Below are 14,108 nucleotides of genomic sequence, written 5' to 3'. Positions count from 1 at the left end.
TAATCGTAGGATTTATTACCGGCTACATTGCACATTCAGGAGCCTTAGGGGGGATGTGGAATGCCGCAGTTGCCGGAGCATTGGGCACAATAATCAGTGCAATATTATTCATATTACTTGCAACATTCGGAGGAAGTCTTGTCGGAATCTTTGGAGGTTTGACCGGATTTACCCTTTCAGGGACTGCAGGTATTATAGCAATAATCGAATCCTTAATATATTATGCAATTGTAATGGGAATTACAGGAGCGCTTGGAGGAGCAATAGCTTCTAAAGACTAAATTTTGGAGTAAAATAACATGATGAAATTCTTACCAGACATAAACATTAAAGCTTTAGTATTTGGTGCGGCAATAGCTGCAGCATTCATACTATTCGGATATCAAATCAATGATTGGCTGTATCCATTCTCAGCAATAGGCCTATTGTATATCGGATATGGACAAGACAGCATTAAAAAAGGAGCAATATTAGGAGCTCTAGGTGCAACTCCAATTGTTGTATTAACCTTACAGGGATACATGGGAACTTTTTCAGGATTCTTTGTAACTGAAAACGGAATAATGACTGTAACCTTAATAATCATTCTTGTTGGTGCTTTTGTTGGTCTTGTTGGTGCATGGACAAAAGCAAATCGTGTAAAAGCATTAGCTGAATATGAGAAAAAACAGAATATTGAAAAAAATAAAAATAAAAATAAAAAGAATAAATAATAACACTATGTTATTATTTTTTCTAATTCATCTCTTTCTATACCACGTTTAATTTCTAAAGCGATTCTTCTACCCATACTCATTGGTTTACCATATGTTAAGTAGGAGTAAGGGGAACCATCCATAAATGTGTTTGTACCACCATCAGTTCTTGCACTGATTTCAAAACAGATTACTTCTAAATTATCATTTACTAAGGTTTGCATACAGAATGGACCGTTTAATCCTGGAGCAACTAATTTTTTAGCACTTTCAGTTAACTTGTCAGCAATGTCAAATACCTGAGGGAGTAAAGATTCACGAATTACTGCAGGGTGGTTACCGGTTACTACATAAGATGGGCTTAAGTCAATGTCCAATTGATCTTTTGCAGGCATTCTTACAAAACCGTCAATGCTTGATTCATATCTTGTATCCATACCCATTAATTCAACTGTATCATCAAGTGCTGAGTAGAAATAGTGAATACAGTAATTACATCCTGAAACATACTCTTCAATGTGTGCTGCTTCAACATCACTGTCTTCTAACCATCCACGTGCTTTCATAGCTTCAATTTTTGCATCAAATTCTTCAGTAGAGGATGCAACAAAGTATCCTCTTCCACCTCTTGCACCAGGGAACTTGACCATTACCGGCCTGTCAATTTCTGAAGGGTCGTTGTATTTGAATGGAATTCTCACATCACCTTCAACAAGAAGTGCTCTTTCCTTGTCTCTTTCTGCTTCCCATCTAAGAACATCTCTGTTACCGAACATTGGAACATTGAACTTGTCTTCAACATTGTCAAGACCTGCATATGCAACAAATGAACCGTGAGGAATAACAATAGCATTCATATCTCTAAGTTTTTGTTGAACATCTTCATTTACAATGTCCTTGAATTCATCGACGATAATGTATTCATCAGCAACATCAAATCTTTGATATGGAACTTCTCTACCTTTTTGACAAACAATAGCTGTTCTGAATCCTTCTTCCTTTGCACCTTGCAAGATGTGTAAAGAAGTGTGGCTTCCAAGAGTAGCTATTGTGATTTCGTCTTTATCATAGTTAGCCAAAATATCCAAAATGTCTTCCTTTTTAACTTCTCCCATTTATACCTTCTCCTAAAAGAATGATAATATTATATATATTTTTGGGAATTTATAATAGTTGTCATTTTAATTAACATTAAAAATAATGACACACAAATATAATCATGAATTTTAAAGGATAAGATAAAATGTTAATCGGTTTAATTTCAGACACACATATTCCCGACAGGGCTAGAATAATACCTCAAAATGTCATTGATGCATTTGAAGGAGTTGACTTAATCATACATGCTGGAGACTTGACATCACTTAAAGTCATTGAGGAACTGGAAAAAATAGCTCCTGTAATGGCAGTTCAGGGAAATATGGACAGAGCTAATGGAATTAACCTGCCTAAAGCTAAAACCATAGAAGCTGAAGGCCTAAAAATTGGAGTAGTGCACGGAGAAGTATATCCAAGAGCAGACACACAACAGTTAGTATACCTGGCAAAAGAGTTAGGTGCAGACATACTGGTTTCAGGCCACTCCCACCAACCAAAAATAGAAAAAACAGATGGAGTATTGTTAATAAATCCTGGAAGCCCTATTGTGCCAAGACTAGCAGACAGAACAGTGATGCTTCTTGAAATAAACGACAAGGAAGTGGATGTGGAAATCGTTAAAGTTGGAGCTCCTGTCTGCAGCGCATTGGATTTTGACAAATATAAGAGGGATTAGAATGGGAAGTAGATGGCAAGTAGAAAAGCATAACGATCCATATTATAAAAAAGCTAAAAAAGAAGAATATCGTTCAAGAGCATCATATAAACTCAAACAGCTCGATAAAAGATTTAAGATTATCAAAGAAGGAAATACCGTTGTTGATTTGGGTGCAGCACCCGGAGGATGGTCACAGGTAGCCTTGGAAAAGGTTGGAGAAGAAGGACTCGTCGTAGGTGTTGACTTAAACAGATTCAAAAAATTCCATGAAGAGAATTATTACGGAATGAGGGGCGATTTCACAACCCCCGAAGTTCAGGAAAAAATTATGGAGATAATCGGCGGAAAAGCAAAAGTAGTCATGTCCGATGCATCACCGTCATTAAGCGGAATCAAAAATATCGACCAGCTCAGGTCAATAGACTTAACATATTCAGTTATCGGAATAGCTGAAAATATCCTGGAACCAAAGGGAAACCTCGTAATGAAAGTATTTCAGGGCCCAGAATATAAAGAGATGTTAGATTCACTTAAAACCAAATTCAGACATGTAAGAACAACCAAACCAGCATCATCCCGTAAAAAAAGTTCTGAAATGTATGTTGTGGGACTGGAATATATGCCGAATAAACGTCAGAAAAAACGAAGAAAATAAACCATTTTAAATATTTAAAAAATAGAAAAAAGAAAAATTAAAGATTGTTGTATGCACTGTAAGCTGCTTCTAATTTTTCTTTGGCAAAAACAATCCTACTATCTACTTCATTGGACGGTTTACCTGCATCCAATGCACTCTGCACATTTTCAATAGCCGAATTTGCCCGTGACAGCTCAATTTTCGCATCATTATATGTTTGAATATCATCAGAGCTACCAGAGTAATAAGTTGCTTTAACACTATCAAACTGAACTGACAGATTATCATATGAAGATTTTAACTCTGCAAGCTCATCATATTGAGTACCAGAGGATATTTCATTTGTAATCCCTGATGAAACAATACTGTATCCAACATATGCCACAACTATGATTGTGGAGATTATCATGATGATTCCAACCACAGAAATCAGCATAGAAGTGGATTTGAATAAGCCTAATCTTGATTTTCTCATATTAACCTCAAATTAACAAAAAGTTTTATGTAACTAATAATTTTATTAATTTTACTATATAAATTTTTTACTCGTCAAATGCTCTCATACAATATTTTTTTATAGTGTGAAATCTTAATAAAAATTAATGAATTCTACTGCAAAATCTCAAACATCAATCATAAAATTTGAAGAGTTTTTCGCAACATCATATAAGGATGATGTGTTTGAAATTCTCGAAAAATACCCTGACGAACGATCACTCAATGTAGATTACAATGCATTGGAAATGTTTGATCCAGACTTGGCGGATTTGTTAATTGACAAGCCTGAGGAAGTTATTGAAGCTGCCCAAACCGCTATAAAAAATATCGACCCGCTTGTAAAGGATGCTGACATTAATATTCGTTTTGAAAATCTTTCCAATGTAATACAGCTAAAAGACCTGTTAAGTAAATACATTGGAACATTTGTTGCAGCAGACGGTATTGTAAGAAAAACTGATGAGATAAGACCTCGTATTGAAACCGGTGTTTTTGAATGTAGAGGATGTATGAGATTGCATGAGGTTGAGCAAAGTTCCGGTAACAGAATCATAGAACCTTCATTATGTAGCGAATGTGGTGGAAGATCATTTAGATTGCTTCAAGAGGAATCAAAATACATTGACACTCAAACTGCAAGGATGCAGGAGCCTTTGGAAAACCTATCCGGAGGAACTGAACCTAAACAAATGTTGATGATACTTGAAGATGACCTGGTGGATGAATTGAATCCGGGAGATAAGGTAAGAATCACCGGAACCCTAAGAACATTCAGGGAAGAAAGAAGCGGCAAGTTCAAAAATTACATTTATGTAAATCACATTGAACCTTTAGAACAGGAATTTGAAGAATTGCAACTCTCTGAAGAGGACGAGGAAAAAATCATTGAATTATCAAAAGATCCACACATTTATGATAAAATTATCAAATCAACCGCACCTTCAATTAGAGGATATCGTGATGTAAAAGAAGCTATTGCACTTCAACTGTTTGGAGGAGCTGCAAAACAGCTGGAAGATGAGACAAAACTCAGAGGAGACATTCACATTCTGATTGTAGGGGACCCTGGTATTGGTAAATCTCAGATTTTGAAATATGTTTCAAGACTTGCTCCGAGAAGTATCTATACAAGTGGTAAAGGTACAAGTGGTGCCGGTCTGACTGCGGCAGCAGTTAGGGACGAGCTTGGCGGATGGTCCCTGGAAGCAGGTGCATTGGTACTTGGGGACCAAGGTAACGTATGTGTTGACGAGCTGGACAAAATGAGGTCCGAAGACCGATCCGCGCTTCACGAAGCATTGGAACAACAAACCGTAAGTATTGCAAAAGCAGGAATTATGGCAACATTAAACTCAAGATGTTCAGTTCTTGCAGCAGCAAACCCTAAATTTGGAAGGTTTGACAGATTCAAAGTGCTTGCAGAGCAAATTGATTTGCCTGCGCCAATTATTTCCCGTTTCGATTTGATTTTTGTAATTGAAGACAAACCTAGTATCGAAGGGGATTCAAAATTAGCAGACCACATCTTAAAAATACACCAGTCCAATACTGTTGATTATGAAATTGAACCAGATTTACTTAGAAAATATATTGCATATGCACGTAGGACATGCAATCCGAAATTAACCGATGAAGCTAACCAGGTTTTAAGGGAGTTCTATGTAAGTACAAGGAACAGCAACTCTGAAGAGCAAGGACCTGTTCCGATTACAGCAAGGCAATTAGAAGCTATCATCCGTCTATCTGAGGCAAGTGCTAAAATCAAACTTAAGGATACTGTTGATAAGGAAGACGCTGAAAAAGCTGTAAGACTACAAATGGCATGCCTTAAAGAAGTAGGAGTTGACCCAGAAACCGGAGAAATAGACATAGAAGTTATGGAAGGAAGAACACCTACCTCCGAAAGAGAAAAAATGCAAAAGGTAATGGAAGAAATTGGATTATTAGAAGAAGAATTTGGCGATCAAGCTCCGATGAACGTATTAGTCTCCAACATGGCAGAAAAATATGATATGAGTGAAGATAAAGTTGAATCCTTCGTTAGAAACTTAAATCAAAAAGGATTGATTTACTTCCCAACCACTGGATATATTAAGCGCGCTTAATATTTTCCATAATTTTATTTTTTTTAAAATTTTTTCAAAAATCCTACATTAACAATACATTAATAAAGGATTAAAACTAAATTTAATATATTATACTTATACTGATTTTTATAGGAGAGATAACATGGATAAATATGAAGATTTATTAGAAAGAGCAATAGACCAATTACCTCCTGAAGTATTTGAACACAAAAGATTCAAAATCCCTAAAGCTTATTCAGATATCCAAGGTAATAGAACCTTTATTAAAAACTTTAAAGATGTTGCAGAAGGTTTAAATAGAGACCCACAACATTTATTAAAATTCTTAATGAGAGAATTAGGTACTGCAGGAAATATTGAAGGTCAAAGAGCAATCTTACAAGGTAAATTTACTCACTACCTAATCAACGAAAGAATTGAAGATTATGTGGACAAATACGTAATTTGCCACGAATGTAACAGACCAGATACAAGAATTATAAGAGAAGGTAGAATATTCTTACTTAAATGTGCTGCATGCGGTGCTACAGCACCTTTAAAATCTTTATAATTCTACTTTTTTTATTTTATTTTCATTGATGATTATGTTTTGTCCAGAGTGCGGAAGTACAGATAAGGAAATGGTAGGCAATGTCTGCATTGACTGTTTTTTAAAAGAGTTTCAAATGATTGAGATTCCTAAAAATATTGAAGTTCATATATGCAGCCACTGCAACAGTAAGCTCGAAGAAGGAAAATGGAGCGAAGAGTTCATTCCAGAAGAGGAAATTATCTACAGGGCACTCGAGAGAAATATAAAAATCGCAGATGAAGTTTCAAATGAAATCATTAATCTTGAAATTGACCAGATTAGAGGTACAATAGCCGATTGTTTTGTTGAAGTTACCGGAGAAGTTCATGGAGTCCAAATTGATGAAACCCATGACACACAGGTTAAAATCAGAAAGACAGTTTGTCCAACTTGCAGCAAAGTACAATCCGGATACTATGAAACCGTAATCCAGTTTAGAGCAGATAACAGAGAAATAAAATCCGAAGAATATGCAAAAGCCGATGAAGTAGTTGAAAGAACTTTGATTAAGCAGTCAAAATCAGACAAACTGGCATACTGCCCTCAAATAGCTAGGCTTAAAGAGGGACGTGACTATTATATAGGTTCTTTTAAATCCGGTAAAAAAGTGGCTGAAAGTTTGAAAGAGGAATTTGGAGGAATCATAAAAGAGTCTCCAAGATTAATCAGCGAAGACAAATCCACCGGAAAAGGACTTTACAGGATTTGGATTTCAGTCAGAATCCCTGAATTTGAAATTAACGACTTTATAAAATATGAAGATAAGATAATGCAAGTAAACAGCATTAGCAAAAACAGCCTTGTTGGAATTGATATTTCGACACACAAGAAGCACAATATCCCTATGAAAAATATGGAAGATATTGGCCTGGTAAAAAAAGCAGATGAAATTGAAACCACAACAGTAATTTCAAAATCTCCACAAATCATACAAATTTTGGATCCAATCGATTATTCTGCAGTTGATTTGGACATGAAAGACGAATTTGCAGATTTAAATGTTGGTGAAGAAGTAAAACTTATCAGAATTGATGGTTACGTTTATTTATTAATTTAAGTGATAAAATGAATATTGAAGAAAAAATTCAGTTAATCGAAGAAGGAACATTGGAAGTTATAGACACAGAAGAATTAAAAGAAGTTCTCGCTAAAGAACAACCTATAGCTTATACAGGTTATGAACCTTCCGGTAAAATCCATTTGGGACATGCAGTAACTGTACAAAAATTAAAACAATTGCAAAAATTAGGATTTAAAATCAAAATCCTTTTAGCAGATTACCACGCATTTTTAAATGGAAAAGGAACTGTTGAAGAAATAGCCGAAACTGCAGAATACAATAAAAAATGTTTCCAAGCTTTAGGACTTGACGAAACAACAGAATATGTTTACGGATCATCTTTCCAATTAGAGCCAGATTATACTGATAAAGTTTATCAATTAGCTACCATGACTACATTAAAAAGGGCCAGAAGAAGTATGGACCAAGTAAGTCGTGCAGATGACAATCCGAAAGTAGCTAGCGTAATTTATCCAATCATGCAAACAGTGGACATGGCAGCTTTGAAAGTTGACATTGCACTTGGTGGAATGGAACAAAGAAAAATCCAAATGTTGGCACGTGAAAACCTTGAAAAAATAGGCGAAAACGTACCTGTTTGTATTCACACACCGTTATTGCACGGTCTTGACGGTGACGCAAAAATGTCTTCAAGTAAAGGAAACTACATTGCAGTAGACGACTCCGTTGAAGAAATCAGCAAAAAAATCAACAAGAGCTACTGTCCTCAAGGAGAAGTTGAAGGAAACCCAATGATTGAAATTGCAGAAACCTTCGTTTTCCCAAATCAAGATACTCTACTTATCAAAAGACCTGAAAAATTCGGAGGAGACATTGAACTTACACATGATGAATTGATTAAAGATTTCAGTGAAGGAAACCTACACCCAATGGATTTGAAAAATGGAATTAAAGACTTCTTAATTGAATTCTTTGAACCAGTCAGAAAATACATGGAGGAAAATTAAATGGTTGAAGAAAAAGAAGAATTCGAAATGGGAATACCTAACGGTGTTGGCGAACAGATGCTTGCTCATGCATTCGAAAAGTTTGATATCAAATTAGAACAAACAGAATTCGGTCCAAAAATCATTGGAGAATACGATGAGCTTGTTAAAGTTAGGGACTTTTTAGAAAATGCAATTCGTGACAGATTAAAAGAATTAGAAGGCGGAGAATAATCATTCTCCATAACTTATTTTTATAATATACAATCAGGACATATTCCAAGATATGGCGCTACTGCTTTTTTAATATCTGAAGAAACCTTGTTTACACCATTGTTTGCATCAATTATTTGATGTTCATAGTTATCAACCAAATTCAGATAGTTTTCTTTAACACCGGTTAAAAATACCTCATCTTCAAAGGTGTCCTTTCCGGATGTTCTTGCAACTGATTTTTTCACATCCAAATCCAATAAGATCAGTAAATCAGGCTTTTTGGCATATCTGTTTAGAACTTCAATCCATTCTGCAGGTTCCTGATATGCAAGAGATGAAATAAATGACCTGTCTGAAATGAATATCTTTGATTCATCTTCCAGCTTATCCATTATCATCATCCTGTCTGCTGCAAAAAGAAGTCCCAAAACCTTTTGAAGCCTTTCAGTTGTAGCATCTGGACGTTGCAGAATTTTGCGAATAAGCTTTCCAACCTCAGAATCAGTCGGCTCGACCAATGTTTCCACCCTAAATCCATTAGCTTCAAGCCATTCCTTCAACATGTTAATCTGAGTTGATTTACCAGCACCATCTATTCCTTCAAATACAATATACATATGATAGAATATGTTTTAATTTAATATATAATTAATTACAAAAAGGTAAATGTATAAATCTCAACAAGGTGTTTAATAAAAATGGTTTTAGAAGAATTACTAGCTCCAGCAGGTTCCTATGACGTGTTGGTCATTGCAGTCAATGCAGGCGCTGACGCAGTTTATATTGCTGGTGAAAATTATGGTGCAAGAGCATATGCCAAGAACTTTACAATGGAAGAAATTGAAAAGGCAGTCAACTATGCTCATTTGAATGGTGTTAAGGTCCACGTTACCGTCAACACACTGATAAATAATTTCGAAATTGTCGATGTCCTGAAATATCTGTTCAGATTATATCAGATTGGAGTGGATGCGGTCATCGTGCAGGATTTCGGATTGATTTGGCTTTTGAAAACATTCATTCCTAATCTTGAAGTCCATGCATCAACACAGATGGGGCTGAACAATTACTCATCAATGAAATGGGCTTACAAAAACAATATTAAACGTGTCGTTCTTCCAAGGGAAGTCAACATTGAACAGATAAAACAAACTACAGAACAGTTTAAAAAAGACGATATCGACATGGACATTGAAGTGTTTGGACATGGAGCGCTGTGCTATTGCGTAAGCGGAAAATGTTACATGTCATCATACAACAGCGGCAGAAGCGGAAACCGTGGAGCATGCGCCCAGCCATGCAGAAGGGAATACCGCCTCAAATACAGAGGATACAACATAGGCAACGGCTATCTCCTATCAACTCACGACCTTGCAACATACAACCACCTTGAAGAAATTTCAGACGCAGGAGTAAAATCCCTAAAACTTGAAGGCAGAATGAAATCCGGAGACTATATCGGAACAATAGTGAACAGCTACAGAAACCTCATTGACGGAAATGAGGGAGATTACAAAAAAGACCTGCACCTTGTTTTCAACAGACAGTTCACTGACGGATACATGATGGGCGATAAGCCAGGAGACGTGATGGGCAGAGGCCATTCCGGTCACGAAGGACTGTACATAGGAGACATTACAGACATTGACGGCACCAAAGTAACAATTGAGATTAAAAACAAAGAGATTCCAGTCATTCTTGAACCTGGAGACGGAATCGCATTCAAATACAATGGAAAAATCAAGGGAATCTATTTGGAAAACATCATAAAACAGGATGAAAACGAAATCATCATAGACACCACACGTCTTGTCAAGGTCGGAACAGAGGTGTTCATCAGCTATTCCAAATCCACGCACGATTATCTGAAGCAGTTTGAAAAGGAAACTGTAAAAAATAACGTTCCAGTCAACTTATCCCTAACATGGGATGAAAACTTAAACCTATTTACCAAAGTTGAATATTATGTCGATGATGAACTGATCAATTTCAGACACAAAACCTTGGATAAATTTGAAAAGGCAAAAAACAAACCGGTAACTGAAGATACAATTGAAAAACAGCTTAAAAAGACAGGCGGAACACCATTCTATATTGAAAATATCCGATTCAACAACATGCCTAAAGATATTTTCATACCAATCCGTGAAATCAATCAGATCAGGCGTGAAATTTTGGACACCGCAACAGAAATGCTGATGAACCATTGCACTCCAACCAAAAAGGCAGTGAAAGCCGTCAGAAAAGACCTGACAAAATTCATTGAAGATTATGAATCCAATGAAGGCAAAATCAAAAAGGTGAAACCGAAACTGTCAGTATTCATTGATGACATTTCACAAATAAGCGCAACATCAGGATTTGACCTGAAAAGAATCTATTTTGATGGAAATTGCCACTACAACAATCCTGAAGACTACTTCAGCAACATAAAAGAGACCCTGAAAAAAGGAAGCCTTATGGCAGCCCCAACAGAATTCGTTTGGGTCTTATCATCATTCATCACAGAAGAGGAAGCTATCAAATGCAATGAAATTGTAAAGGAACTTGAAAATGAGGGAATCATCATCTCAGTAATGGGAGATTTCCCTGGAATGGCTGAAATATTTGACTGTCCGATTTATGGAAATCATAATCTGAACGTTTGGAACAGCTTTTGCGTTCACAATCTAAACGCTTCAGGATTCAAGTCACTGATACTGTCTTCCGAACTTTCAGGCAGAGAAATAAAAGAACTATCACTTAAAAACCATGACAGAAACATTGATTTGGAAATGATTGTGAACGGAAACCTGGAAGTTATTGTAAGCAAAGACGATTTCACCAACCTGAATGACGGAAAAGACTTCATAATTTCAAATGATGCCGATTATGCGACCCTGGAAGATAAGAAAAGGAAAAAATTCAAATACAAGGTATTTTTCGACTACAACAAGCAGAGCCACATTATCAACAAGGACTGCTTATGCCTGATTGAAGAGCTGAATGAAATTAAGGAAATGGGACTTGATTCATTGATTCTGGATTGCAGATACTCCAATGAGAAATACACATCACAGATTTTGTCAATCTATACTGAAGGTCTTAAAAATAAAGATGATGAAGAATTAAGCAAATATAAATACCAGATTATGGATTTCTCACAATCATACATTAACAAAGGTAATTATATTGAAGGCAGACTACATGAGGACAAATAATGAGAATTCCTGAATTGCTTGCACCTGTTGGGTCAATGGACCATTTGAAAGTAGCCATCAATGCCGGAGCCAGTTCAGTTTACTTGTCCGGGAAAGACTATGGCGCCCGCAAGTACGCAGATAACTTCACGTTAGATGAAATAGACGAAGCGGTAAACATTGCACACATGCATAATGTTAAAGTTTACGTCACCGTGAACACCCTGATAAAAGAAGATGAACTGGAAGATGTAATGAACTATTTGTCAAGGCTATATACAATGGGAGTGGATGCAGTTTTGGTTCAGGATTTGGGTTTGGTTGATTTGATAAACACACATTTGCCCAACTTAAAAATCCATGCATCAACACAGATGACTGCAGAAAACCAGCTAAAGCTAAATTACATAGAAAGCAAAGGAATCAAAAGAATAGTTCTTCCCCGTGAAATGAGAAAGGAAGAAATTGAACAACTAAAAACAGATATGGAGCTTGAAGTCTTTGCCCATGGAGCATTATGTTATTCATATTCAGGTCAATGCCTGATGAGCAGTTTTAAAGGCGGGCGAAGTGGAAACAGAGGAACATGTGCCCAGCCTTGCCGCCAAAAATACCAAATTGACGGCCTAAAAAAAGATGACTACTACTTATCACCCTGCGATTTGAGCCTGTTTAACCAATTGAAAGAAGTTACAGAAATGAACATCAGCTGCATCAAAATCGAAGGAAGAATGAGAAACAAGGAATATCTGGCCATCGTAATAAGCAATTACAGAAAAGCACTGAACAAGTTAAAAAGCAAAAAGGAAACAAGAAGTGAAGAGATAAATCTAGTGTTCAATAGAGGCTTCAGCGAAGGTCAGTTCAGCCACCAATCCCGACGAAGCATCCGTGCAGGCCATGTAGGATTGAAAATAGGCCAGGTCATTGATGCGCATAAAAATCAAATAGCTATCAAGTTAAACGATTCACTTAAAAACATCCCTGAAAAAGGAGACGGATTGCTGATTGTTAAAAAGAACAATGACTACGGATTTGAAATATCCCAAAATCCAATAATAACAACTCTGAATCACTTTAAAAAAGGCAAAAATAAACAGATTAAAGATTTGAATAGAAAAGACAGAGTGTTTATTGTTAAAAAGGTATGGCAAAACAAAAAAAGTGATTTTGACCTGAATAAGGGAACAGTTTACCTGACAAAAAGAAATAAGCTAACTAAAAAAGTAAAAGAAATCGAAAACAAGGGGAGCAGTTATGTAAAATCCAAACTGATTCTTACATTTTCAGTCAAAAACAAGTTCCCTCACCTCAAGGGAAGACTGATCCTTGCAAACAGAAAGGAAATCATCACGGAAGTTAAGGGAAACACTCCTTTCGAAAAACCGCTGAAAAGAAGTGTTGATGTAAATACAATTAAAAAACAGCTCCTGAAAACTGACAATTACCCGTATGACATCACACAAATCAATATCAACTATGACGGAACACTATTCATTCCAATAAGTAAGATTAATGAACTGAGAAGAACATTATTTAAAAATCTTGAAAGTGAAGTCATTAATTTATACAAGCACAAAACCAAAAGGATAAAACTGGAAAAAACTGCAAGTAACAAAACTTCAGACGATACCAACATATCATACTATACAAACAGTTTAAACGATTTGAAAAACATTAGAGGTGTGAAAAGAGTTTATTTGGAAATTCCAAATGACAATACTTCTTTAGACATGAAATTTGAAGGCAAATACAATTTAAATCATATGATTAACTTCTTAAAAAGAGCTTATGAAATTTCATACGATAAGGATTACGAACTGATATGGAAATGGCCGGACATTGCCCATGACAATTTAATCAAGACATTGAATAAGGTTAGAGGAATATTGAATAAGATGCATTATAACATTCCAATCATGAGCAATGCATTTAATGGGGAATACGGCCCGTATTCAATGAACATTACAAATTCAGAGTCAATAAAAAGTCTCGGAAATTACAAAATCTTAACATTATCACCTGAACTTGACAAAAAAGATTATGAAGACATCATCGCCAACTGTGAAACTCCGGAAAAAATTGAATTGCTGGTTCAGGGATCAGTTGAACTGATGAAAAGCAGATACTCACTGCTGAATGAAAATGAACTTAAAAAGGATTATAAAAATTACCTGATTGACAGGAAAGGAAATAAATATCCTATTTTCAAAAGCATCTCCAATGAGGAGATAGTAATATTCAATGATGAAGAGCTTTCATTGATTAGTGAAATAAATTACTTGAAAAGCATCGGTTATCGTAATTTCTCAATAGACGGACGATACAAAGATGAAAACCATTACAATCTAATTAACATCTATAAAGAAGCATTGAATGGGAGTGTCAACGAAAAAGAACTGGAAAAATACAGTCCTAAAAATACCTTAGGAAACTACTGATATTACTCATCAAATGCTCTC

Annotated in this window: 14 protein-coding genes; 11 read left to right on the top strand and 3 right to left on the bottom strand. The window is 35.8% G+C overall.

The features are described from left to right. The coding region (locus tag ACKI30_RS05875) for a DUF5518 domain-containing protein (RefSeq protein WP_407410715.1) at positions 1-281 on the top strand (281 nt) is incomplete at its 5' end. Positions 282-299: 18 nt separating this feature from the next. Continuing rightward, the gene (locus ACKI30_RS05870; protein ID WP_407410713.1) at positions 300-713 is read left to right on the top strand and encodes a hypothetical protein; all 414 of its coding nucleotides are present in this window, start codon (positions 300-302) and stop codon (positions 711-713) included. A gap of 5 nt (positions 714-718) precedes the next feature. Here the strand turns inward: ACKI30_RS05870 and ACKI30_RS05865 are convergent, their stop codons facing one another. Further along, complete coding sequence (locus ACKI30_RS05865) at positions 719-1,810, bottom strand: formate--phosphoribosylaminoimidazolecarboxamide ligase (protein ID WP_407410711.1); 1,092 nt, start codon at positions 1,808-1,810, stop codon at positions 719-721. 128 nt (positions 1,811-1,938) lie between these two features. On the opposite strand from ACKI30_RS05865, the gene ACKI30_RS05860 reads away from it, so the two are divergent. Further along, entirely contained in the window at positions 1,939-2,469 is a 531-nt protein-coding gene (locus ACKI30_RS05860) for a metallophosphoesterase (RefSeq protein WP_407410709.1), read from the top strand. A gap of 1 nt (position 2,470) precedes the next feature. Then, positions 2,471-3,106, top strand: a complete 636-nt coding sequence (locus tag ACKI30_RS05855) for an RlmE family RNA methyltransferase (RefSeq protein WP_407410707.1) — start codon at positions 2,471-2,473, stop codon at positions 3,104-3,106. A 37-nt stretch (positions 3,107-3,143) separates the two neighbouring features. On the opposite strand, the gene ACKI30_RS05850 is transcribed toward ACKI30_RS05855, so the two are convergent. Further along, positions 3,144-3,563 carry a hypothetical protein gene (locus tag ACKI30_RS05850; protein WP_407410705.1) on the bottom strand — a complete coding sequence of 140 codons (420 nt, stop codon included), beginning with the start codon at positions 3,561-3,563 and terminating at the stop codon, positions 3,144-3,146. Positions 3,564-3,690: 127 nt separating this feature from the next. Between ACKI30_RS05850 and mcm the strand changes: the two genes are divergently transcribed. The 5 genes from mcm to ACKI30_RS05825 all read left to right on the top strand — a co-directional run bounded on the left by mcm (position 3,691) and on the right by ACKI30_RS05825 (position 8,485). After that, on the top strand, positions 3,691-5,691 hold the full coding sequence (mcm, locus tag ACKI30_RS05845) for a minichromosome maintenance protein MCM (protein ID WP_407410703.1): 2,001 nt from the start codon (positions 3,691-3,693) through the stop codon (positions 5,689-5,691). A gap of 124 nt (positions 5,692-5,815) precedes the next feature. Beyond that, positions 5,816-6,223 carry a translation initiation factor IF-2 subunit beta gene (locus ACKI30_RS05840; RefSeq protein WP_067040760.1) on the top strand — a complete coding sequence of 136 codons (408 nt, stop codon included), beginning with the start codon at positions 5,816-5,818 and terminating at the stop codon, positions 6,221-6,223. A gap of 25 nt (positions 6,224-6,248) precedes the next feature. Then, positions 6,249-7,301 (top strand): 60S ribosomal export protein NMD3, encoded by a 1,053-nt coding sequence (locus ACKI30_RS05835; RefSeq protein WP_407410701.1) that lies wholly within the window; start codon positions 6,249-6,251, stop codon positions 7,299-7,301. Positions 7,302-7,309: 8 nt separating this feature from the next. Then, the gene (locus tag ACKI30_RS05830; protein WP_292739924.1) at positions 7,310-8,272 is read left to right on the top strand and encodes a tyrosine--tRNA ligase; all 963 of its coding nucleotides are present in this window, start codon (positions 7,310-7,312) and stop codon (positions 8,270-8,272) included. Beyond that, entirely contained in the window at positions 8,273-8,485 is a 213-nt protein-coding gene (locus ACKI30_RS05825) for a hypothetical protein (protein ID WP_407410699.1), read from the top strand. 20 nt (positions 8,486-8,505) lie between these two features. Here the strand turns inward: ACKI30_RS05825 and tmk are convergent, their stop codons facing one another. Further along, positions 8,506-9,084, bottom strand: coding sequence for a dTMP kinase (tmk, locus tag ACKI30_RS05820; protein WP_292739928.1), 579 nt, complete (start codon positions 9,082-9,084; stop codon positions 8,506-8,508). A gap of 81 nt (positions 9,085-9,165) precedes the next feature. Between tmk and ACKI30_RS05815 the strand changes: the two genes are divergently transcribed. Then, entirely contained in the window at positions 9,166-11,667 is a 2,502-nt protein-coding gene (locus tag ACKI30_RS05815) for a DUF3656 domain-containing protein (protein WP_407410696.1), read from the top strand. Beyond that, the gene (locus tag ACKI30_RS05810; RefSeq protein ID WP_407410694.1) at positions 11,667-14,087 is read left to right on the top strand and encodes a DUF3656 domain-containing protein; all 2,421 of its coding nucleotides are present in this window, start codon (positions 11,667-11,669) and stop codon (positions 14,085-14,087) included. The genes ACKI30_RS05815 and ACKI30_RS05810 overlap by 1 nt, the downstream gene beginning before the upstream one ends. Positions 14,088-14,108: the final 21 nt, after the last annotated feature.

The organism is Methanobrevibacter sp. (assembly GCF_045539575.1).
In the GTDB taxonomy this organism is placed as follows: domain Archaea; phylum Methanobacteriota; class Methanobacteria; order Methanobacteriales; family Methanobacteriaceae; genus Methanocatella.
The sequence above is the reverse complement of the archived record's forward strand: the minus strand, read 5'-3'. Positions and strand labels throughout refer to the sequence as shown.